This is a genomic window from Flavobacteriales bacterium, from assembly GCA_021296215.1.
Lineage (GTDB): Bacteria > Bacteroidota > Bacteroidia > Flavobacteriales > ECT2AJA-044 > ECT2AJA-044.
The window spans coordinates 1-21001 of record JAGWBA010000040.1; the positions used below are offsets into that span (position 1 = coordinate 1).

The 21001-nt window shown below is 49.0% G+C and carries 23 protein-coding genes; 11 read left to right on the plus strand and 12 right to left on the minus strand.

Annotation, left to right across the window (positions count from 1 at the left end):
* Positions 1 to 129: 129 nt before the first annotated feature.
* The 6 genes from J4F31_07675 to J4F31_07700 all read left to right on the plus strand — a co-directional run bounded on the left by J4F31_07675 (position 130) and on the right by J4F31_07700 (position 5139).
* Positions 130 to 456, plus strand: coding sequence for a LytTR family transcriptional regulator (locus tag J4F31_07675; protein ID MCE2496437.1), 327 nt, complete (start codon positions 130 to 132; stop codon positions 454 to 456).
* A 123-nt stretch (positions 457 to 579) separates the two neighbouring features.
* Complete coding sequence (locus J4F31_07680; protein MCE2496438.1) at positions 580 to 1500, plus strand: hypothetical protein; 921 nt, start codon at positions 580 to 582, stop codon at positions 1498 to 1500.
* 30 nt (positions 1501 to 1530) lie between these two features.
* Positions 1531 to 2457 (plus strand): alpha/beta hydrolase, encoded by a 927-nt coding sequence (locus J4F31_07685; protein MCE2496439.1) that lies wholly within the window; start codon positions 1531 to 1533, stop codon positions 2455 to 2457.
* On the plus strand, positions 2454 to 3845 hold the full coding sequence (locus tag J4F31_07690; protein MCE2496440.1) for a hypothetical protein: 1392 nt from the start codon (positions 2454 to 2456) through the stop codon (positions 3843 to 3845). Before J4F31_07685 ends, J4F31_07690 begins: the two co-directional genes overlap by 4 nt.
* Before the next feature lie 32 nt (positions 3846 to 3877).
* The gene (locus J4F31_07695) at positions 3878 to 4666 is read left to right on the plus strand and encodes an aldo/keto reductase (protein ID MCE2496441.1); all 789 of its coding nucleotides are present in this window, start codon (positions 3878 to 3880) and stop codon (positions 4664 to 4666) included.
* A 185-nt stretch (positions 4667 to 4851) separates the two neighbouring features.
* Positions 4852 to 5139 (plus strand): hypothetical protein, encoded by a 288-nt coding sequence (locus tag J4F31_07700; GenBank protein MCE2496442.1) that lies wholly within the window; start codon positions 4852 to 4854, stop codon positions 5137 to 5139.
* Here the strand turns inward: J4F31_07700 and J4F31_07705 are convergent.
* On the minus strand, positions 5129 to 5893 hold the full coding sequence (locus tag J4F31_07705) for a menaquinone biosynthesis protein (protein ID MCE2496443.1): 765 nt from the start codon (positions 5891 to 5893) through the stop codon (positions 5129 to 5131). The genes J4F31_07700 and J4F31_07705 overlap by 11 nt on opposite strands.
* A gap of 72 nt (positions 5894 to 5965) precedes the next feature.
* Between J4F31_07705 and purB the strand changes: the two genes are divergently transcribed.
* The 3 genes from purB to J4F31_07720 are packed head-to-tail and all read left to right on the plus strand — an operon-like array spanning position 5966 to position 9373.
* Positions 5966 to 7309 carry an adenylosuccinate lyase gene (gene purB / locus J4F31_07710; GenBank protein MCE2496444.1) on the plus strand — a complete coding sequence of 448 codons (1344 nt, stop codon included), beginning with the start codon at positions 5966 to 5968 and terminating at the stop codon, positions 7307 to 7309.
* Between the two features lie 30 nt (positions 7310 to 7339).
* A complete protein-coding gene (locus J4F31_07715; protein ID MCE2496445.1) occupies positions 7340 to 8221 on the plus strand; it encodes a cupin-like domain-containing protein in 882 nt (293 codons plus the stop codon).
* 9 nt (positions 8222 to 8230) lie between these two features.
* Positions 8231 to 9373: a PD40 domain-containing protein gene (locus J4F31_07720; protein ID MCE2496446.1), complete on the plus strand. Its 1143-nt coding sequence runs from the start codon at positions 8231 to 8233 to the stop codon at positions 9371 to 9373.
* Positions 9374 to 9410: 37 nt separating this feature from the next.
* Here J4F31_07720 and J4F31_07725 read toward each other — a convergent pair whose 3' ends face one another.
* The 11 genes from J4F31_07725 to J4F31_07775 all read right to left on the minus strand — a co-directional run bounded on the left by J4F31_07725 (position 9411) and on the right by J4F31_07775 (position 17457).
* Positions 9411 to 10286, minus strand: a complete 876-nt coding sequence (locus J4F31_07725) for a hypothetical protein (GenBank protein ID MCE2496447.1) — start codon at positions 10284 to 10286, stop codon at positions 9411 to 9413.
* A 24-nt stretch (positions 10287 to 10310) separates the two neighbouring features.
* Positions 10311 to 10889: a PAS domain-containing protein gene (locus J4F31_07730; GenBank protein MCE2496448.1), complete on the minus strand. Its 579-nt coding sequence runs from the start codon at positions 10887 to 10889 to the stop codon at positions 10311 to 10313.
* Positions 10882 to 11862: a PAS domain-containing protein gene (locus tag J4F31_07735; protein ID MCE2496449.1), complete on the minus strand. Its 981-nt coding sequence runs from the start codon at positions 11860 to 11862 to the stop codon at positions 10882 to 10884. The genes J4F31_07730 and J4F31_07735 overlap by 8 nt, the downstream gene beginning before the upstream one ends.
* A gap of 65 nt (positions 11863 to 11927) precedes the next feature.
* Positions 11928 to 12515, minus strand: coding sequence for a 3'-5' exonuclease (locus tag J4F31_07740; GenBank protein ID MCE2496450.1), 588 nt, complete (start codon positions 12513 to 12515; stop codon positions 11928 to 11930).
* Positions 12515 to 13204, minus strand: a complete 690-nt coding sequence (locus J4F31_07745) for a hypothetical protein (protein ID MCE2496451.1) — start codon at positions 13202 to 13204, stop codon at positions 12515 to 12517. The genes J4F31_07740 and J4F31_07745 overlap by 1 nt, the downstream gene beginning before the upstream one ends.
* A gap of 224 nt (positions 13205 to 13428) precedes the next feature.
* Entirely contained in the window at positions 13429 to 13929 is a 501-nt protein-coding gene (locus tag J4F31_07750; GenBank protein MCE2496452.1) for a CBS domain-containing protein, read from the minus strand.
* A complete protein-coding gene (locus J4F31_07755) occupies positions 13875 to 14312 on the minus strand; it encodes a cyclic nucleotide-binding domain-containing protein (protein ID MCE2496453.1) in 438 nt (145 codons plus the stop codon). Before J4F31_07755 ends, J4F31_07750 begins: the two co-directional genes overlap by 55 nt.
* Positions 14313 to 14345: 33 nt before the next feature.
* Positions 14346 to 16241, minus strand: a complete 1896-nt coding sequence (acs, locus tag J4F31_07760; GenBank protein MCE2496454.1) for an acetate--CoA ligase — start codon at positions 16239 to 16241, stop codon at positions 14346 to 14348.
* A 99-nt stretch (positions 16242 to 16340) separates the two neighbouring features.
* A complete protein-coding gene (gene rplI / locus J4F31_07765; GenBank protein MCE2496455.1) occupies positions 16341 to 16790 on the minus strand; it encodes a 50S ribosomal protein L9 in 450 nt (149 codons plus the stop codon).
* 8 nt (positions 16791 to 16798) lie between these two features.
* Positions 16799 to 17089, minus strand: coding sequence for a 30S ribosomal protein S18 (rpsR, locus tag J4F31_07770; GenBank protein MCE2496456.1), 291 nt, complete (start codon positions 17087 to 17089; stop codon positions 16799 to 16801).
* Positions 17090 to 17106: 17 nt separating this feature from the next.
* A complete protein-coding gene (locus J4F31_07775; GenBank protein MCE2496457.1) occupies positions 17107 to 17457 on the minus strand; it encodes a 30S ribosomal protein S6 in 351 nt (116 codons plus the stop codon).
* Positions 17458 to 17626: 169 nt separating this feature from the next.
* Here J4F31_07775 and J4F31_07780 point away from each other — a divergent pair, with 169 nt between their 5' ends.
* Positions 17627 to 19510 carry a DNA polymerase III subunit gamma/tau gene (locus tag J4F31_07780; GenBank protein MCE2496458.1) on the plus strand — a complete coding sequence of 628 codons (1884 nt, stop codon included), beginning with the start codon at positions 17627 to 17629 and terminating at the stop codon, positions 19508 to 19510.
* Positions 19511 to 19615: 105 nt separating this feature from the next.
* Positions 19616 to 20854, plus strand: a complete 1239-nt coding sequence (locus tag J4F31_07785) for an NADP-dependent isocitrate dehydrogenase (GenBank protein MCE2496459.1) — start codon at positions 19616 to 19618, stop codon at positions 20852 to 20854.
* The last annotated feature ends 147 nt before the right edge of the window (positions 20855 to 21001 follow it).

Sequence of the window (21001 nt, forward strand, 5' to 3'; positions counted from 1 at the left end):
TCTCTTTGACATAATCTTCTAAATTTAAGTCTCCTAAACTGTTTTAGAAAATCTGTCCAGCCCTTTAAGGGGCTAATAAAAGAGTTGGTTCAAGCCCTCAGACATAAGGAAGTTCTTTTTAAAAAACGAATGGTCGGAAAAGTAGATCAAAGACTTCGCCACTACAAAGTAGAGGATATAGCCTATTTCTATGCAGAAGACGATACCGTCTTTCTTCGCGATTACGAAGGACGCAACAGCATCGTGGAGTACAGCCTAGAGCAGCTTTCCGAAATACTCAATCCCGAGCAGTTCTTTCGTATCAGCCGAAAGATTATCGTTTCACACGAGTGCATGAATAAGATTGAGCGATACGGTGCCGGACAATACATGCTCGAACTCAATCCAACTTTCGACGAACGCGTGCTCGTCAGCCGCAGTCGAACCAAAGACTTCTTACAACGGATGGATCAGTGATAGCGATAGCCTTAGCTTTAGCCAAATTCAGATTATCTAGACACTCAGCTAACGCTAAGGCTTTTAGCTTTTTCATCCTTACCCTGATCTTGAGTTCATGTAATGTGGCTGAAATAGAGCTCGTTGACCTTCCCGAAAACACCCCCCCCACAAGCCGATATCTATATTGCCGGGAACTTCAACCAATGGAACCCTGGCGACGAGCGCTACCGAATGACTTACAGACCCGAAACCAAGAGTTATTTTGTCACCCTCGGCCCGGGAATGGGCGATATTGAGTATAAATTCACTCGAGGCGACTGGACCTCTGTCGAAGCCGATAGCTGCGGTTACGAGATCGGGAATGGCTATCTGAACGTAACGGAAAATTCCTTTGCAAGAGTTCGCATTGAGAATTGGTCGGACCTCAATCCCAACTTTTGTGATTTCGTCACGCTTTGCATCGAGGAGGTTCCGGAGCGAACTGAAGACTCTGTCTTTATTGCGGGAGATTTCAACGCTTGGAACCTCGAAGACTCGAAAATCGGATTCGTACCGGCCGGCCTCGGACCCTGGTACATCGTAGTACCCAAGACGCAATCTGGAACTCATTACAAATTTCACCGAGGTAACTGGAAAACCGGAGAGATCAATTCGGACGGTCTACCGCGCAAGAATCGATACATTGATCCGGCCCAGTCCGATACGGTTCCGGTACGAATCGACGGTTGGTGGGATCAACTCGCCAAAGAGCATAATTCGCTGACATTCGTGATCGAGGACGTCCCCGCTAGTGCACCTCCCGACGATGACCTTTACTTGGCATCAAGCCAATTCGATTGGGAAGTCGGTCGCGAAGAACTTCGCTTTGAACGCACTGAATTGGGATACGTGCTCACCATTCCTAGGGTCAATTACCGGTTTACCTACAAGATAAACCAAGGAAATTGGGGCACTGTCGAAACACGAACCAACGGCGAAGACATCCCGAACCGAAGCTACTTACAAGGCTCGGAAGACACCTTATTCCTGAAGGTACAAGGCTGGCACGATCTCGACCGCTGAAAATTCCCGCGAAGGCCGTAACTTTTCGACATGAAAAAACAAGCCGTGATCCGCGGTGCCGTAGGCGCCATCCTACTCTATTTTATAGTCTATCTGTCCATTGGTTATTATTTTTCAGAGGTGACCCTGCGGCCCGATAATTGGCGCGGAACCAGCCAATTCGAGGGCGACGTTACGAAAGGCTGGATCGATCCTGTGACCTATGAGGGCATAGCACATCGGTCCGACACCTTCCGTATTCGTGGAGCTTTTGACTACGAACTCGAAGGCACCTGGATTCCGGCCGACTCAGCAGTAGGTTCGATCGTTCTGTGTCACGGCTACCGGATGGACCGATGGTCCATGGTCAAGTACGTTCCGCTCTGGAATGAACTGGGATATAATGTGCTCATTTACGATCACCGTTATCACGGCATGAGCGGCGGAAGTTTCCTCACCTACGGCCTGCTCGAACGTGAAGACCTCGACCACATGGTTGCATGGGTTCGCCAGCAAGCGCCAAATTTGCCGATAGGAGTGCACGGCGAATCCATGGGTGCCGGAACGGTCATGCTATACGCCGGTTGGAACGATAGACGACAACACATCGACTTCGCGGTCGAAGACGGTGGATATTCCGATTGTCGCGAAGAACTAGCCTACAAACTCAAAGATGGCTGCGGTATTCCGGACATGGGCTTCACCAGATGGGCGAATCGGGTTAGCGGATGGCGATTCGGTTTCGACTTCAACGATGTCGTTCCTAAGGAAGAGCTGGCCGGTTGCAAGGTTCCAATGCTCTTCATTCACGGAGATACCGATACCTTTGTCCCAACGGTCATGGTTCACGATGTGTACAAGGCACATCCCGGACCTAAAAAACTCTGGCTCGCTCCGGGCTCCGAACATGCCCGCTCAGTACTCGATCATCCGAATGAGTATAAAAACGTTGTAGCCACCTTTTTGTCTGAACTATGAAACGATTTCTACTCTGCCTCCTTTTTATCCCGCTGATCAGCCTCGGGCAAAACGATTTTCAAATCCTTTATTACGATCTCCTTGCCAACCTGGGAAACTCAACCGTTCAAGAAGCGTTGATCGACACGTTCTTCATGAATAACCCCGAAACACCTTTTATCAGTGGCGATTCAGCGGTATTCTTGCATCGCGATTCCGCCTCCGTTCAGGTCGCGGGCGATTTCACCGGATGGTCACCCACGGGAAACGACCTTTTTCCTATTGCCGGATCAACTTTGAAATTTCGTTACGAATCTTTTGAGCCTACGGCTCGATTGGATTATAAACTCGTCGTCAATGGCAATTGGGTGCTCGATCCGCTCAATCCCCATACAGCACCGGGCGGATTCGGTTCGAACAGCGAACTCGCCATGCCGCTTTACGTGCAGCCTTGGGAGATCCAATACGACCCGTCCGTCCCGGCCGGAACCGTGTTCACCCATAGTATTTCGAGCGCGTACACAGGTAATACCTACCCCGTTCACGTGTACCTTCCGCCCAATTACGACTCCACCGGCCACTACCCGACCGTCTATTTTCAAGACGGCTCCGAGTATCGCTTGCTGGCTAATTCAACAACTGTATTGGACAACTTGATCGCCGTCGATTCTATTCAACCCGTGATCGGCGTCTTCGTTACACCGAATAACCGCAATGAAGAGTACGCCTTTTCACTGCGCGATGTGTATACCAACTTTTTCGTTGAAGAACTCGTTCCCTTTATCGATTCCATGTTCGCCACCCGATCCAATCCCTGGTCGCGGCTCGTTCTGGGTGACTCGTTCGGAGGAAATATTTCGGTGCTGATCGCTTTTCAACACAACGATGTCTTCGGAAATGTCGGATTTCACAGCGGCGCTTTTTGGCCCGATGATTTTCACGCATTCGATGTCATACAAGCCGCAAGTATAGATAGCTTGAGGGTGGCTATGATATGGGGAACTTATGAGTCGGCCATGCACTACAACCGCGGCTTACGCGATAACCTCATCAATACTAATTTCCCGGTATACTGGTCTGAATACCACGAAGGACACAGCTGGGGACTTTGGCGTGCGACCTTAGACGAACTCATTCACTTTGCTTTCCAGGCCAGCGAGCTTTCCCTGATCGAGACGAGAAATGTGCTTCAAGTGACCGCTTTTCCCAATCCATATAGCGATTCTATTACATTTTCATTCGGCGATCAAAACCTTGAGTCCGTTGACCTGAAAATCTATTCTGTAAAGAGCGAGTTGTTTTACGACCATGTCCTTAGTTCTGATGAATTGAATCATGGGCGCATCAAAGTTTCATTGAACCAGCTTCCGACTGGAGTTTACTTTGCTGAAATTCGATATGATGATTGATCGAGAACGATCCAATTGATTAAAACCGACTTATGATCGAAACACCTTTTATTCTCGGTACCATGCGCTGGGGCTCGTGGGGAGCTGGCTGGACCATAGAAGAACAAGCTGAAAAAATAGCTGAGGCCTATGAATTGGGGCTCGATCATTTTGACCTCGCCGACATCTACGGCGACGGTAAATGTGAAGGAGAATTTGGTCGCTCACTCGAGCAATGTGGGGTCGACCGCAAAAAGTTGACCCTAATTACCAAGTGCGGAATTGTTCGAGGACAAGTAAAACATTACAATACGACATTCGATTACATTCGAACCTCGGCTAAAAAAGGCCTTGAAGCTCTGAAAACGGACTACCTCGACATGCTGCTGATCCATAGGCCGGACCCCCTGATGGTCGCAGAGGAGATCGCCCACGCTTTTCAAAGCCTGAGGGAGGAAGGTCTGCTTCGCGCCGCAGGCACATCGAATTTTTTACCGCATCAATGGGACCTTTTGAACAAACATTTTCCGTTGGAGACCAATCAGATCGAATGGAGTTTGAACCATTTGGATCCGATTTGGAATGGGCAGCTCGATCAAATGTCGCACAATAAAAAGCAGGCTCAGATCTGGGGGCCATTAGGAGGCGGAAAGACAGGGGAAATCGCCGACGCGGCGGAAACCTTAGCGTGGATAAAGCGCCATCCCTCGAATCCGGTTCCGGTGGTTGGATCCACCAAACCCGAGCGTTGGAGGCTTTTAATGGCAGGCTTGGAGAAGCAAATGGATCGCCTTCGTTGGTTCGAGTTATTGCAGCAGGCGCGGGGAAGAAAGATCGAATAATGAAGGCACTTTGGGAGTCGAGGTTCTTTGTAAGACCTTCGGAATGCTATGCAAATCGAGTAATGTCGCCGTCCGGAGCGGCAGAACGCATGGAGGAAGCCGCCTAGTTTCATGCTGAACACTTAGGATTTGGCGTGCGCGCTCAGTTTCATGCTATAAATGATATGCCCATAAAGATAGATCCAATGAGTTCGACAGACTACGAGCGAAGCTTCAGAGTTCCACTAAGCGATATCGACCTCAATGAGCATGTAAACAACACCAAATATCTGAAGTGGTTGATCGATTCATTCGAGCGCAAGGATTGGAATACCCCCTGGACCAGTATCGAAGCGAATTATTTGGCCGAGGCACGATTTGCGGAGCACATAGTTGTTAAGCGACAAGTAGAAGGATCCATTCATCGAATGGAAGCTCATTCCGATGACTTGAACAAACCCGTTTTTAGGGTGGAAATCCGCTTCAGGAAGTAGGAAGCGGCGGTAAATTCGAGAGCTTCTGTAGGAACAGTTGTAGTGCTTCGGCCATACCGGTATTCCACTCATGATCGATGTTTTCTGTCAAATAACCGCGTAGATCGCCCGGGTCATCGTTCTCTTCCAAGTATTTGGCAATCGCCTCCTCTTTGCGGTCCATCCCGAATTTCAAAACCTCATTGAAGGCCTTCGTGAACTCCTGTGGTACCGAAGCATGCGCCACCCAAGCTGCGAAAACAAATGGTAAGCCGGTAAAATCCTTCCACGTTTCGGCTAAATCGTAAACATAGGCGTATTCGCGCTCCAGGTGAAAAGTGCGGTCGCCAATGATCACGGCGGCCTCTCGACCCGAAAATCGACTTTCAAACCCGGCAGATGCCGCTCGGGAACGAGGCTGCACCTTCCAATGCTCGGCACAGAGTATGCGACAAAGATTTACACTCGTGCGACTTTGGTAGTCGAGCCAAATGGTCTCGATCTCTTCGATCGGCACATCGCTGTACAACATAACGGTCCGTACCGCTCCGTCAGCTGCGATACAGTAATCCGTAATGATGCTGTGCTCAGGTAAAAGAGGAAGTGTCGCTACGGGAATGAGTCCGACCGAAGCCACTCCATCGATCAGTTTTTGAGCGCATTCGGCCGGATTATCCAAACTGAGGTCCATGGCGATCTGAGGGCCATATTTAAAGCCGTATTGAAAGGGCAGTGTATTGAGGTAAGAAACCGCGCTGACTCGTACTAATTCCATAGCATCGGACTGGGGTGCAATGATACCATTTTCTGTGCCTTTTTACTACCTTTGCCGCTTAATTAGAGACCAATGAATCTCAACGTTTTATCGGCCATTTCGCCTATCGATGGGCGCTACCGAGGCAAAGTCGAAGATTTAGCACCATACTTTTCTGAATACGGATTGATCCGCTATCGCGTTCGCATCGAGATCGAGTATTTCATCGCGTTATGTGCAGCCGGAGTACCTGAACTCAGCGAAGTTCCTCAGGAGGTCGTTGGCGCGTTAAGAGCTCTATACGAAGACTTTACGGAAGAAGAAGCTCAAGAGATAAAGGATACGGAGCGCACGACTAATCACGATGTAAAAGCGGTAGAGTACTACATCAAGAAACGCTTTCCTGAACTCGGCCTCGAACCATATATCGAGTTCGTACACTTTGGCCTGACATCACAAGACATCAACAATACGGCTATTCCTTTAAGCCTAAAAGAAGGGTTTCACGCTGCCTACCTTCCTGTTTTGGAAGAATTGATCGAAGTATTGCGTTCATTGGCCGATGAGTGGGACGATATTCCAATGCTCGCGAGAACTCACGGGCAGCCCGCGTCCCCTACTCGATTAGGCAAGGAGATCCGGGTGTTCGAGCAGCGCTTGCGTTTGCAACTAGCCGAATTGGAGCGTATACCATTTGCGGCGAAGTTCGGAGGGGCCACGGGTAACTTCAATGCCCATCAGGTCACGTACCCCAACCTCGACTGGAAAGGATTCGGAACTCATTTCGTCGAAGGAGTACTTGGTCTCAAACACAGTTGGCCAACCACACAAATTGAGCATTACGATTATTTCGCAGCTTTTTGCGACGGGCTTAAACGCGTTCACAACATAGTCTTGAATCTCGATAGGGACATCTGGACCTACATCTCCATGGACTACTTTAAGCAGAAGATCAAGGCCGGCGAGGTCGGTAGCTCTGCTATGCCCCACAAGGTAAACCCGATCGATTTCGAGAACTCCGAAGGTAATGTCGGCATCGCGAATGCCCTATTGGAGCATTTGGCCGCCAAATTGCCCGTATCGCGTTTGCAGCGTGACCTAACGGATTCTACCGTGTTAAGAAACGTTGGAATACCCTTGGCTCATGGGGTATTGGCCCTTAAAAGCACACTCAAGGGATTGAGTAAATTGCTCTTAAATCGCGATAAGATCGAAGCTGATCTGGACGACAATTGGGCGGTGGTCGCCGAAGCGATACAAAACATATTGCGCCGCGAAGGTTATCTAAAGCCTTACGAGGCCTTAAAAGCTTTGACTCGTACGAATACGCGTATCGACGAAACATCCATAAAGGCCTTCATTGACGGACTCAATGTCTCAGAAGAGGTCAAATCGGAGATGATAAAAATCACTCCACACAACTACACGGGAATTTAATTTTACCCGCGACAAAAAACACAACTAGGTATGCCGATCGATTTTAGTCAACCCATTGATCGTTACGAAGTGGGAGAGATCACTGCAGAGCAATTCAGAAAAAAGTATTTATTGCCTAACAAGCCCGTGGTCATTCGCGGCTTGTTGAAGAACGAGCCCGCCTACACGAAATGGACCATGGATTTCTTCCGAAAAGAACTGGGAGATCTCAAGGTGGGTATCTTCGACGATTTTCCGGAAAAAGTAGACCGTTCGTACAAGGCACCGGACGAATACATGAGGTTTGGCGACTATCTCGACCTCATCGAACGAGAGCCGACGAACAAGAGGATTTTCCTGTTCAATATCTTCAAGCACATGCCGGAGTTGCGAAACGATTTCAAATTTCCGGACATCAATCGAGGGTGGGTTAAGCAGCTTCCATTCACCTTTTTCGGAGGTGCGCATAGCATCGTTCGCATTCACCAGGATATGGACATGTCTAACGTATTTCTCACTCAGTTCCACGGTAAAAAACGCGTGGCCCTTTTTTCGCCGGATCAAAGTGACCTGCTTTACAGGTTCCCCTTTGGCGTTCACAGCCAGGTAGATGTAGACAATCCGAACTACGACAAATTCCCCGGCCTGAACTACGTAAAAGGGCAAAGCACCATCATGGAAATGGGTGACACCTTGTTCATTCCCAGCGCCTGGTGGCACCACATCGAGTACATGGAAGGAGGTTTCGCAATGAGCTTACGCTCACTCAGCCCTCGCTGGAGCACGCGTCTCTTAGGCCTTTGGAAAGTGGGTATCGCGACCCACATCGATGACCTTTTTCGCAAACTTTTCGGAAAAAAATGGTTCAACTGGAAAAACAAAACGGCCTTCAAACGCGCTAATAAGGCCATGGCAGAAATTCAGAAAGTATAACTACAGATCATGAAAATCACCCCTATTTTATTGGCTTTCGGCCTCGCGGCCGGATTTACGGCTTGTCAGAGCCCTTCATCCGAATCGGAAACATCTGAAGCTTCGGACTCCACAGTAACTTCGGAAAAAATGACTGGAGGAACCTATGAGACCATGCTTCACTACCCGCAGGAAACGCATTTGGCGAATGTGCGCCAGCTGACCTTCGGAGGGGATAACGCCGAAGGGTACTTCAGTTTCGACGATTCAAAATTGGTCTTTCAGAGCAATCACGACAAATGGGGACTCGAGTGCGATCAGATCTTCTATATGGACATCGCCAAAGGAACTAAGGCAGATGTTGTTCCTCCAATGCTCAGCACGGGTAAAGGACGTACAACGTGCTCTTACTTTATGCCGGGCGATACCACCATCATTTATTCGTCGACACACCTAGGAGGCGATGCTTGTCCGGCCGAACCGGAGCGTGGAGCAAGCGGTGCCTATGTTTGGCCGATCTACGATAGCTTCGATATTTTCGTTGCGGACCTCGAAGGAAATATTCTGGACACGTTGATCGGCGGTCCCGGTTACGACGCCGAACCTACTGTAAGTCCAAACGGTGACCGAATCGTCTTCACCTCTAACCGTTCCGGAGATCTCGAGCTGTACACGTGTAATATCGACGGCAGCGATATCGTACAGATCACCGATGAACTCGGCTATGACGGTGGCGCGTTCTTTTCACCGGACGGAAGTAAGATCGTTTTTCGCTCTTCACGCCCAAAAACCGACGAAGAGATAGCTAAGTATACCGGATTGCTCGAGAAAGGAATGGTTGAGCCAACGAATATGGAGATCTACGTTTGTAATGCCAATGGAAGCGGCTTGACCCAAGTGACAGACCTCGGAAATGCGAATTGGGCTCCATTCTTCCACCCGGGTGGTGAAAAGATCATCTTCAGCTCTAACCATGCCAGCGAACGAGGATTTCCGTTCAACCTGTTCATGATCAATTTGGACGGATCGGGGTTGGAGCAGATCACTTTCGACAGCCAGTTCGACGCCTTTGCGATGTTCAGCTACGGCGGCGAAAAGTTGGTATTCGCGAGTAACCGCATAAACAGCGGAACCCGCGCAACGAACTTGTTCATTGCCGACTGGGTCGAATAAGGGAGCGAAGATGTTCATCGGCCCGTAGGGCCAGAAATCAATCGTTAAAACTATACTGGAGCCCGACTTCCGCGGTGAAGCCCGGGTAGTTGACGCCCATATCGAAATCGAACGAGGTGTAGAACTCGAATTGATTCACTTGAGCGTAGCCCACTTGGAGAATGAGCCAGTTGCCGGAACCGTTTGAGGCGTTGCGCCAATGCGCTCCGATGAGAATGGCCTTACGGATCCACAAGTGCGCCCCATAGTCGTTCACATTGCTTTGACTATTTATACGAATGGTCGCCACAGGCTCGAGCTCGAGGCCGTCTTGAACGTTCCATCGATACGATGCATAAATGCGACTCACGTCGTATTCGGTGAAGTCTTGACTGCTGTGCACAGCGTTGAACCAGCTCGCCCCTACATGAAGTCCGTGGTAGTCGATCGCCCCGCCAACGTGAGCTCCGGCGTTCCATATCCATTCGTTTTCCGCGGGGAAACCGCCTGGAGTTTCAATGGGTGGGCCGCCGGCTGAGGTTCCGTAGTACGATAGATGGCCGTAGGGCGTAACTCCGACCGACCAACGGAATTCTTCTCCGAAATGTAGAGCCAGTGGTATTCCAAATTGAAACCTGTTCAATGCCAAGCCATCGAGGTCATAGTAAAATGAAATGCCTGAATTGAACCAGGAGTTAATGCGATTCTCGTTGGTTACCCAATATGTTTGATAAGGAACACCTTGCACTCCAGAAAATCGCTGTAATCGCGTGTTCAGGCGAAGTCCGCCCTCCGTGGTAAAGGCCGTTTCGGCCGGATTCGACCAAACTCGATTTAGGGATTCTTGACTCGAGTACAATGCTTGGGCCCGAAGGCTACTGCCCGCAATCAATGCAAGGACAGTGCAACTGAGGAAAATGCGTACTTTATTCATGATTGGAAGGTAACAAATCAATGCCTAATCCCGGATGGATCGGGCGCTGTATGCTTGAGACACGATCGTTTTGATCATTTCGTCCAATTCGTCCACCGATTGTTTGATCATTTTCCGGTATTCGGTACGGTCCACGACCTCAGGCTCACTTTGAAGTAACTCTATGGCTCCGAGAATATTGGCGACAGTTCTGCGGATTTGATGCGATTGAAACCGGGCAACAGCGGACATCACCTCATTTTGCTCGCTGATCACTTGCTCGTAAACCTTGATGTCGGTTATGTCTCGAGATACACAACCAAGGCCTTCAACTCGATTTTTACGGTTGAGAATTGGGTAAACGCGAATCTCGAAATGCACTTGTTGGCTACTTATCTTTTCACTGTGTACTTCGCGAATGGTTTTATAGTCGCGCAGAACTCGTTCGAAGTATCCAGTCCAGTCGACTTTGACATTCATTGCACGACTCCATTTTTCCGGGTCCAATCCCTTTTCCACCTCTACGTCCTTCGAGGTCTTACGCCTATCGGCATAGGCTCTGTTGAACGAAAGAAATTTGTAGTTCAGGTCCACACTCCACGCCAAATCATCGAGATTATCCATCAGATAAGCGAGGTTTCGGCGATTTCGTTTGAGCTCGAGTTTTTGGGTTTTCTGTTTGGTGATGTCTTGAACCAAGAGTGACATCATGTTTTCTCCGGGGTGAATACTTATTCGAAGCCATTTCTTTTTGGGTCCCCAGTGTGTCGAATGTTGCTTTTTCTCTCGTCCCATGGGCTTCGAGCAACTTTTTTCTCGTTAAGCTATCTGGTCCAAAATCAATAAGCTCCCATATTGGCATATCCATTGCTTCCTCCACGGGAACCCCGGTGATTCCGGCCATAATGTGGTTTGCATAAGAAACCGTCCAATCGTCCCGAATGGCCATAAACCCATCGGAGATACTATTGATCAGTTCAACGAGTCTGTCGTTGAGCCGACTGAGGTCTTCTTTGTCGTGAATGACTTGAGTAAGGTCTGATACAACCCCTAGCAACATGGTCTTTTTAAGGTCGGGATCTTCGAATGCCGTTATTCTGGATTGTAAGATTCTAGTACTTCCATCTTTGTGGAAAACCGTGATCTCCCTATCCAAGCTATCGCCTTCTCTTATCTGGGTCAGATCGTGTTGTAACGATTCCTCCGACTTGTTCAGGGTCTTGAAGAAAACGGATTTGTGATTTATCACTTCCTCGGGCAAGTATCCGAGGACTTCGGTAATGCGATTGTTCACGTAGCGTACCTCCATAAAATCGGGGTCGAACAAGTAAACGATGTCCGCGGTATGCTGAAGAACCTTGGTTTGCTTGGTATCCGTTGATCTTATTATGCGCATATACCGACGAATCAAGAAGAATACGAGGATTCCGTTGAGCGCGACGAATAAAAGACCTTTGAATAGTTGGGCCTGCGACATTACATCAATTCCGTCGGACCAATATTTAAGTACGATCTGATCGGTAAAGGTTATCCAAAGCACACCGAAGACCAAGAAAGGCAGGAGTACATGAATTGTGGAACGTAGGTCGTTGTTCATGAGGTAGGGGTGGAAATAGGTGTGTTCAAATTACACAATAGTGCCCGCAATATCAAGGATTAGGCCTATTCTCCACCTTTGCGAAAGGCCAAAAAGAGCAACGCCGTCATATGGGCATCCCCCAAGGCTGTGTGCGCTCCAACATTTGGAATTCCATACCTCTCCGCACATACCCCTAAGGGCCAAGACTTTCGACTACGGATCAAGCCTTCCGGAAATTTTTTCCGCATGAACTCAAGGGTATCGAAAGAGGCATTTTGAAGTTTTTGCAACCCCAATCGGTCAGCGGCATTTTGTACGAGCGCAATATCGAAGCTCACGTAATGGCCCATCAAAGTATTTCTTCCGGCAAAATAAATGAGGCACTGAATAGCCTCTTTTTCCTCAACCCCCGAGTCCATTTCCCTCTTGGTCAACTCGTGCACCTCTGCTCCACCCCCATCAAAGTGAGGTCGACAAACCCGAACCTCCCATGCAGTGGCCAATTGAACCCTATTATCAATTATTTCCACAGCACCAATGGAGAGGATTCTATTCTTTCTAGGATCTAATCCGTCGGTTTCACAATCGAAAACGACTTGCCTGGCCCCCAGGTCTACATTGGATCTTTGAGGATCCTGTTCACTAAAGAGACCTTGAATCCATCTTATCATTAGCCGCGGAAATAGTTGAGTTGAAATCGGACCTTCAGCATGGTCTGCAACTCATGGATGATATCGAAAATACTGCGGAGCGATTGTCTCTCGATCTTACTCAACTTCGATAATGGGATGTATCGACCCGACGTCCTTAACCGAATTCCCATTTGACCTCTCAAACTTAGCGCGTAATCGAATGCCTCAGCTGCATCTTTGAATAGTCTCGCATTATTGGGCTCCAGTTGAGCCACTCTCAGATAGCGAGCCCTGGTATTGTTTAAATCGAGGATCTGGTGCTGAAGGGTCAACACTCTTGCCACATCGACCAACGGCAATAAAACACGAAGCTTTAAGTCGAACTCATCGCAGTGTTCACCCGATTTTTCCACAATGAATTGCCTGAAAAAGCTCAATGGCGGTGGCGTTTCAGTGCCGTCACGAGCTAAATATCGAGTGAATAACTCATGGCTATCGCTTTTGCTGTAAATATGATCAGCCAAAGCTTTAGATCGAGCATCCGGACCATCAATGGGCCGAAAATCGAAGAAAATAGTGGTCTGCAGTATGTTCTCCTCATTCGGTACGCTGATCCGGGAAGTAAACCGGTCCTTCCATTCATCGATAGAACTTCGCCGTTTCCTCTCGGTCGGCATGATTTCCACTGCATCACGATCAAAGCCAAATGATTCGAGCCGATCGCACACATTCTTCGACCAAGCCGAAAAATAACGATCTCCTCATTTTGGGCTTCAAGAATAAGCGCGTGGACTTGGTCGGTTCTAATAAGTTGTTCTTGTCGTCCCAGTGAGCCCAGTAAAAGCCATGTGTACGAACAAGGTGGTGGCCCAAGTTCTTGTTCGGTCAGTCGGGCGCACAATCGATAAACCGAATCGTTCATCACCGTCGCCAGTGTACTGATCGTCGTTGGCTAAACCTCTTGCTCTAAATACCTCTGAATGAGCCGATCACCATTATTTCGCCAGCGAATAGCATTTTCGATGGCCTTGCTCGACCTTATTTCCCGGATGATCAGAGCCGGGTGATCACCCGGGGCAGCCAAAATATCGTGCTCGCTGACCATTCCAACTACTGCGGATTTCGAAGTGCCGTCTTCCGTTATGACCAAATGATGAATCTTTCGCTGCACCATCTGTATCAAGTACGCTGCATGAGATTGATCGGGTCCCAGCGTCATCACGGGTAAGCTCATGATGCCATCGACCTCAGAGTTCAATGGAACCTCTCCAGTAGCAACTTTCACCCTTAAGTCTCGATCCGTCACGATCCCAACCGGCCGGTCTTCGCCATCCACGACTACGAAACTGCCAACACCCCGCTGACTCATCTGAACGGCCGCTTCCTGAATACTCGTTTCTACACGTCCCCGTAGCACGTCCTTTCGGACATCGGCAAGCGTGATCGAACCCAAGCCCTGTTGACTTGGTCCCTTTCGGGACGATGCGAAATCCGCGGCAAAGTACATCGCAACCCTGGCGTTTTGCTCCAGTATCCTTTTCCCGAAACGAGCGGTATGTAGTACACGATTCCCTCCTCAAGTACCGTGGCACTCGCTCGGAATGTATCGTTGGCCAATAGAGGCCGAATACCGAACAAGTCGCCCTCATCGAAAACATCGATCAACTCTTCGCCGTCCTTCAAATCGACGGCTCCTGATCGAACCATGAAAAAATGGTCACCGGGCTTCATTCCTTTTTCAAAAACTACTTGTCCGGGTCGAACATAGGTGACTTCGGTGCGTGTGGCTAAATAAAGTCGCTCCTCCTCCGACATTCGATCGAAGGGAGGAAACACTTATAGAAGTCCGCTACCCTTTGTACAATCGCATTAGAGGGCACCTTCTTTGATGATTTCAACTACATCCGGATCGAGCAAGGTAGACGTATCGCCCAAATTAGACGTATCGCCTCCGGCAACCTTCCGCAATATCCGACGCATGATCTTGCCCGATCGAGTCTTAGGTAATCCGGGAACGAACTGGATCTTCTCCGGCTTGGCGATCTTTCCGATCTCCTCTACCACAGTTTCAACGATCTCCGCTCTCAACACCTCGGGATTCTTTACTTCGTCCTTGGTGATCACATAAGCGTAAATACTCTGTCCCTTGATCGGGTGCGGATATCCGACAACTGCGCTCTCCGCTACCTTGTCGTTGGCATTGATCGCATTCTCAATTTCGGCCGTACCGAAACGGTGTCCCGACACATTGATCACGTCATCTACCCTACCGATAATGCGGTAGAGCCCATTCTCATCGCGCTTGGCACCATCTCCGGTGAAATAGTATCCGTCATAGTGAGAGAAATAAGTTACTCTACAACGCTCATGGTCCCCATATGTCGTCCTCAACATAGAAGGCCACGGATGCTTAACGCATAAATACCCTTCGACTTCGTTCTCCTCGATCTCATTTCCGTCCGAATCGAGCAATACAGGTTGTATGCCCGGCAACGGATAACCAGCGTGAGACGGTTTCATGGGTGAATGAGCTCCCAGTCCCGAGATCATGATTCCGCCCGTTTCAGTCTGCCACCATGTATCTACGATCGGGCAACGCTCCTTACCCACGTAAATGTGGTACCACTCCCACGCCTCTTCATTGATCGGTTCTCCGACACTACCCAGCACCTTCAGCGAATAAAGTCCATAAGAAAGTACGTGGTCTTCACCGTGAGCCATCAATGCCCGAATCGCCGTCGGCGCCGTGTAAAATTGATTGACTCCATGCTTATCACAGACCTGCCAAAATCGTCCGGGAGAAGGGTAGGTCGGCACCCCTTCGAACATGACCGTTGTGGCTCCGTTCAAGAGTGGACCATAAACGATATACGTATGCCCGGTGATCCAGCCCACATCGGCCGTACACCAGTACACATCGGATTCCTGATACTGAAACACGTTAGAGAAACTATAACCCGCGTAGACCATGTATCCACCACAGGTGTGCACTACGCCTTTTGGCTTACCCGTTGACCCACTGGTATACAAAATGAAAAGCATGTCCTCGGCATCCATTTCCTCGGCCCGACACTCCTTATCGGCTGCTTCCAACTCAGGGTAGAGCCAAAAATCGCGTCCCTCTTTCATTTTCACGGACCACTGGGTACGCTCTGCAACCAGAACCGTCTCAACCGACGGGCAGTTCTGAAGCGCTTCGTCGACCACGGCCTTCACCGGAATCTCCTTTGCACCTCTGTACAATCCGTCCGAAGTCAACACCATCTTGCATTGCGCATCATTGATCCGATCGGCCAATGAATGGGCCGAAAATCCGGCAAATACCACGCTGTGAATAGCTCCGATTCGCGCACACGCTAATGTAGCCACAGCTAAATCGGGGATCATAGGCATATAGATCGCAATGCGGTCACCCTTCTGAATTCCATGGTTCTTAAGCACATTGGCAAACTGGTTCACCCGCTCATAAAGCTCTCGATACGTCCAACGAATGAATCGCTCCTTGGGATCATTTGGCTCCCAAATTATGGCGAGCTTGTTCCCTCGGTCCTTCAGGTGACGATCCAGGCAATTCTCGGTGATATTCAACTTCGCATTCAAGAACCACTTCACGTCCGGTTTCGAAAAGTCCGACTCAAAGGTCTTATCCCACTTTTTCCGCCATGAAAATTCTTCTGCTATTGAATCCCAGAACGCCGAGGGGTCTTGTACACTAAGCTCGTATTTTTCTTTATACTCCTTAAAAGATTTTATCTGCAGATCCATGGTATTAATATTTAATGCGAGAAGTTATTAAAAACCATGCTTCTTAAACATAAAAGCCCCGCCGATTGGCGGGGCTCCTTTAAAAATATTTCGAATTCCTTACTCAGCAACGACTTCAAAAGAAACTGTAGTGCGGACTTCGCGGTGAAGGCGAATTGCCGCTTCGTAAGGCCCAAGTGCTTTAACCAATCCACCGTTGATCAAAATGTACTTACGATCGATATCGTGTCCCATTTCGCTCAATTTAGCAGAAAGGTCAGATGCTGTAACAGAACCAAAGAGTTTAGTTCCGCCTTTAGCTACTTTCGCTTTGATGGTGATCTCAGCTGCGCTCAGTGCTTCAGCAGTTTTATTGGCGTCTTCGATCAACTTCGCTTCTTTGTGAGCGCGTTGACGCAAAGTTTCTTCGAGCATTTTGATGGCCGAAGGAGTTGCCATGATACCCATTCCTTGTGGAATGAGGAAGTTACGAGCGTAACCGGGTTTAACCGTTACGATATCGTCTTTGAACCCCAGGTTCTCAACGTCTTGTTTCAGAATGATCTCCATGGTGTTCCTTATTTGAGCATATCACCCACGTATGGCATCAAGGCCAAGTGACGGGCACGCTTGATGGCTGTGGCGACTTTGCGTTGATACTTCAGTGAGGTACCGGTTAGACGGCGAGGTAAGATCTTACCTTGCTCGTTCACCAACTTCAAAAGGAAATCCGGGTTCTTGTAGTCGATGAATTTAATGCCTGCCTTTTTAAAACGACAGTACTTCTCTTTTTTACCGGTGTCGATACTAAGAGGTGTCAAGTAACGAATGTCTCCTTGGCCTCCACCCTTAGACTGGGCTTCTTTCATCAATCCTTCTGCCATGATTAAGCCTCCTGTTTTTTGTTAGACAAACGCTTACGACGACTTTCGGCGTACTCTACATGGTACTTGTCCATGCGAACGGTCAAGAAACGCATGATGCGCTCATCACGGCGCAATTCGGTTTCAAAACCATCGATCAAGCTCCCAGGAGCCTTGAATTCGAAGAGGTGATAAAAACCACTCTTCTTTTTTTGAATAGGGTAAGCCAACTTGCGCAGCCCCCAGTCTTCCTTGGATACAAACTCAGCACCTCCGGCCTTGAGTAAATCCTGGAATTTGTTTACCGTCTCCTTTATCTGATCTTCAGATAAAACGGGATGTAAGATGAAGACGGTCTCATACTGATTCGACATCTCAGAATCGTTTAGTTGATAATCAATGAATTAACTATTCCGTAAAAACGGACGGCAAAGATAAGGAATACACCAAGAATCAGCAACACTAGAACAGCTCTTTATATTCTGTTCATAACTCCTTTTATCCTCGGGCGCCCAAAACGGCACAGCCTTCTATATTTGCCTTATGGAGAATTTCATCGTTTCGGCCAGGAAGTACCGTCCACAGGACTTCGAGAGTGTGGTGGGGCAACGCTCCATCACCCATACACTCCAGAACGCGATCAAGAGCGACCATCTAGCTCAGGCCTTGCTTTTTTGTGGGCCGCGAGGTGTGGGAAAAACGACCTGCGCTCGAATCTTGGCCAAAGCGATCAACCTCGACGATGCAAATGTAGCGTTGACGGGAGGCGATGACGACTTTTCGTTCAATATTTTTGAATTGGATGCGGCGTCGAATAACTCGGTTGACGATATCCGAAATTTGATCGATCAAGTGCGCTTTGCCCCACCGAAGGGACGATATAAGGTGTACATCATCGACGAGGTGCATATGTTGAGTCAGGCCGCATTCAACGCCTTCCTGAAAACCCTCGAGGAACCACCGGCCCACGCCATCTTTATTTTGGCGACTACTGAAAAGCACAAGATCATACCCACTATACTATCTCGTTGTCAAATTTTTGATTTTAATCGAATCGGAGTTGAAGACATTGTGGGGCACCTTCAATATGTGGCCGAGCAAGAAGGTGTGAGTGCAGAACAAGACGCGCTACATATCATTGCCCAAAAGGCGGACGGAGCCATGCGTGACGCACTTTCGATCTTCGATCGCATGGTGAGTTTCTCGGGAAATACGCTCTCCTACGAGGCCGTGATCGACAACCTGAATATCCTCGACTACGAGTACTACTTTAAATTGGTAGAACATTTGGTCGGGCAAGACATTCAGTCGAGCCTGCTCTTATTTGACGAAGTCTTGAAAATAGGTTTCGATGGCCATCACTTCATCAATGGGTTGGCCGAACATTTAAGAAACTTATTGGTGTGTCAGGACGAAGCGACACTGCAGCTGCTTCAGGTCGGAGAAAAGATCAAGGAGCGCTATCGACAACAAGCTGCGGCTTGTTCAATTCCTTGGTTGGTTAGGGCAATGGAGTTAGCCAATGGAGCAGACGTTCAATACAAGAATAGCAACAATCAACGGCTCTTGGTTGAGATCACCTTGATGCAACTCTGTTCGCTCGATTCGTCCGAGGTAAAAAAAAAAGTAGATGAGGAAGCGCGAATTCTAGGGCCGGCCGAAGCTAAAGTGAATTACAAGGGATCTGCGGAAGCGGCAGCAACAGCGACCGCACCAACGACTGCATCAGCATCACCAGCGACAGCGACGGCTAGCAAGGGATCAAGTCATTCCGGCATACGGGATGAAACACCCTCGCCTGAACACCCTTTTGAGCGAAGCGAGGAATCGCGCTCACCTGAACCTATTTCCGAACGGAGTGAGGAGAAACCTCCAGTAGAACCACCGAGTCCGCCGCCGAGCAAGGTGTTGGAAGAGGTGCCTACACCCGCATCGTCCCGTAGGGACAGAAAAAGAAAAGTAGCGGCTACCCTATCCATCAACAACCTTTTGCAGGAGCAAGAAGAAAAGGCCAAGGAGAAGCCGGTGATCGAAAGCGACTCGCCCAAGGGTCAGGCCGACGCCTTCGATCAGGACCGCTTGCAGTACTATTGGGACTTGTATTGCGACAAGTTGAAGGAGGAACAAAAGTGGAGTTTGATGAATACCCTCAACAAGCACAAGCCCAATCTGGGGGCCGATTTTCATGTAACCTTCGAGGTGGAGAACAACATTCAACGGAACGAGATCGAGAAGGAAAAGCCGGAGCTCATGGAGTTCATGCGGACGCGGCTGAACAACTTTCAGATGCAGCTGGAGGTCATCGTGTTGGAGCACTCACAGGTTAAACAGCTGTACACACCACAGGAGAAATTCAAGCACATGGCCGAAAAGAATCCCGCATTGCTCGACCTTCAACGCCGGCTAGACCTCGACGTCGACTTTTAAAGTGTAGAAAGTACATTTTATCCGGCCGCTCCCGGACCCAGAAAATTGCCCTTGATTTCTTAAATTTGGCGCTCTTTAAAGGAGTCTGACACAAAATCCGAACCTATGAGTTTTGAAAAGATCAAGGTCGCCAATCCGGTCGTTGAGATGGATGGGGACGAAATGACGCGTATCATTTGGCAATTCATTAAAGATAAATTGATCCTTCCGTATCTGGACATCCGGCTCGAGTATTACGACCTGGGCATCGAGAAGCGCGACGAGACCAATGATCAAATTACGGTAGATGCTGCCGAAGCCGTTAAAAAGCACAAAGTGGGTATCAAATGCGCCACGATTACGCCGGATGAAGCTCGTGTTGAAGAGTTCGATCTTAAGAAAATGTGGAGATCTCCTAACGGAACCATCCGCAACATCATCGGTGGAACAGTTTTCCGCGAACCGATCATCATGCGCAATGTGCCTCGTTTGGTTCCCGGTTGGACCAAGCCGATCTGCATTGGTCGTCACGCTTTCGGTGATCAATACCGCGCTACCGACACCGTAATCCAAGGAAAAGGAAAACTCACCATGAGTTTTACTCCCGAAAGTGGTGGCGAAACCAAAACTTGGGAAGTGTACCAATTCGAAGGCGACGGCGGAGTGGCCATGAGCATGTACAATACCGACGAATCGATCTACGGTTTTGCGCGTAGCTGTATGAATCAAGCCCTTACCAAGAAATGGCCATTGTACCTGAGTACCAAGAACACCATCTTGAAAGCGTACGATGGTCGATTCAAGGACATCTTCCGGGAAGTATTCGAAAACGAGTTCCGGGACAAGTTTGCTGCGGCCGGAATCACGTACGAGCACCGCTTGATCGACGATATGGTAGCTGCGGCCTTGAAATGGGAAGGTGGCTTTGTTTGGGCGTGTAAAAACTACGATGGTGACGTACAGTCAGATACCGTTGCCCAAGGGTTTGGATCACTCGGGCTCATGACCTCTACTCTATTGACTCCCGACGGAGAAGTGATGGAAGCCGAAGCCGCGCACGGAACGGTTACGCGTCACTATCGCCAGCACCAACAAGGAAATAAAACGAGTACGAATCCGATCGCATCGATCTTCGCTTGGACGAGAGGATTGGCGCACCGAGGAAAACTCGACGGAAACGTCGCTCTGATCAACTTCGCGCATTCGCTCGAATCGGTATGCATTGAAACGGTTGAAAGCGGAAAAATGACCAAGGACCTCGCGCTCCTGATCCACGGAAAAGACATGACCGGGGATTATTGGCTCACCACCGAGGAATTCCTGGCCGCCCTCGATTCGGGATTAAAAGAAAAGCTCGGTGCCTAACGGCACGATGCGGAACTCTATCGAAAGCCTCACCATTACGGTGGGGCTTTTATATTTATAGAGGATTTGAAAGAGGTCATTAGAGTTGTTGATATTCGAGACTTTAATGGCCGGTGTACGAGCTGATGTGGGGCTTGGTAAGCGATG

What these genes read in the sequence shown, in the direction of transcription:
- J4F31_07675 (MCE2496437.1), top strand. Translation starts at nt 130, where the DNA reads ATGGTCGGAAAAGTAGATCAAAGACTTCGCCACTACAAAGTAGAGGAT.
- J4F31_07685 (MCE2496439.1), top strand. Translation starts at nt 1,531, where the DNA reads ATGAAAAAACAAGCCGTGATCCGCGGTGCCGTAGGCGCCATCCTACTC.
- J4F31_07690 (MCE2496440.1), top strand. Translation starts at nt 2,454, where the DNA reads ATGAAACGATTTCTACTCTGCCTCCTTTTTATCCCGCTGATCAGCCTC.
- J4F31_07695 (MCE2496441.1), top strand. Translation starts at nt 3,878, where the DNA reads ATGATCGAAACACCTTTTATTCTCGGTACCATGCGCTGGGGCTCGTGG.
- J4F31_07700 (MCE2496442.1), top strand. Translation starts at nt 4,852, where the DNA reads ATGAGTTCGACAGACTACGAGCGAAGCTTCAGAGTTCCACTAAGCGAT.
- J4F31_07705 (MCE2496443.1), bottom strand. Translation starts at nt 5,893, where the DNA reads ATGGAATTAGTACGAGTCAGCGCGGTTTCTTACCTCAATACACTGCCC.
- purB (MCE2496444.1), top strand. Translation starts at nt 5,966, where the DNA reads ATGAATCTCAACGTTTTATCGGCCATTTCGCCTATCGATGGGCGCTAC.
- J4F31_07715 (MCE2496445.1), top strand. Translation starts at nt 7,340, where the DNA reads ATGCCGATCGATTTTAGTCAACCCATTGATCGTTACGAAGTGGGAGAG.
- J4F31_07720 (MCE2496446.1), top strand. Translation starts at nt 8,231, where the DNA reads ATGAAAATCACCCCTATTTTATTGGCTTTCGGCCTCGCGGCCGGATTT.
- J4F31_07725 (MCE2496447.1), bottom strand. Translation starts at nt 10,286, where the DNA reads ATGAATAAAGTACGCATTTTCCTCAGTTGCACTGTCCTTGCATTGATT.
- J4F31_07730 (MCE2496448.1), bottom strand. Translation starts at nt 10,889, where the DNA reads ATGGATAATCTCGATGATTTGGCGTGGAGTGTGGACCTGAACTACAAA.
- J4F31_07735 (MCE2496449.1), bottom strand. Translation starts at nt 11,862, where the DNA reads ATGAACAACGACCTACGTTCCACAATTCATGTACTCCTGCCTTTCTTG.
- J4F31_07740 (MCE2496450.1), bottom strand. Translation starts at nt 12,515, where the DNA reads ATGATAAGATGGATTCAAGGTCTCTTTAGTGAACAGGATCCTCAAAGA.
- acs (MCE2496454.1), bottom strand. Translation starts at nt 16,241, where the DNA reads ATGGATCTGCAGATAAAATCTTTTAAGGAGTATAAAGAAAAATACGAG.
- rplI (MCE2496455.1), bottom strand. Translation starts at nt 16,790, where the DNA reads ATGGAGATCATTCTGAAACAAGACGTTGAGAACCTGGGGTTCAAAGAC.
- rpsR (MCE2496456.1), bottom strand. Translation starts at nt 17,089, where the DNA reads ATGAAAGAAGCCCAGTCTAAGGGTGGAGGCCAAGGAGACATTCGTTAC.
- J4F31_07775 (MCE2496457.1), bottom strand. Translation starts at nt 17,457, where the DNA reads ATGTCGAATCAGTATGAGACCGTCTTCATCTTACATCCCGTTTTATCT.
- J4F31_07780 (MCE2496458.1), top strand. Translation starts at nt 17,627, where the DNA reads ATGGAGAATTTCATCGTTTCGGCCAGGAAGTACCGTCCACAGGACTTC.
- J4F31_07785 (MCE2496459.1), top strand. Translation starts at nt 19,616, where the DNA reads ATGAGTTTTGAAAAGATCAAGGTCGCCAATCCGGTCGTTGAGATGGAT.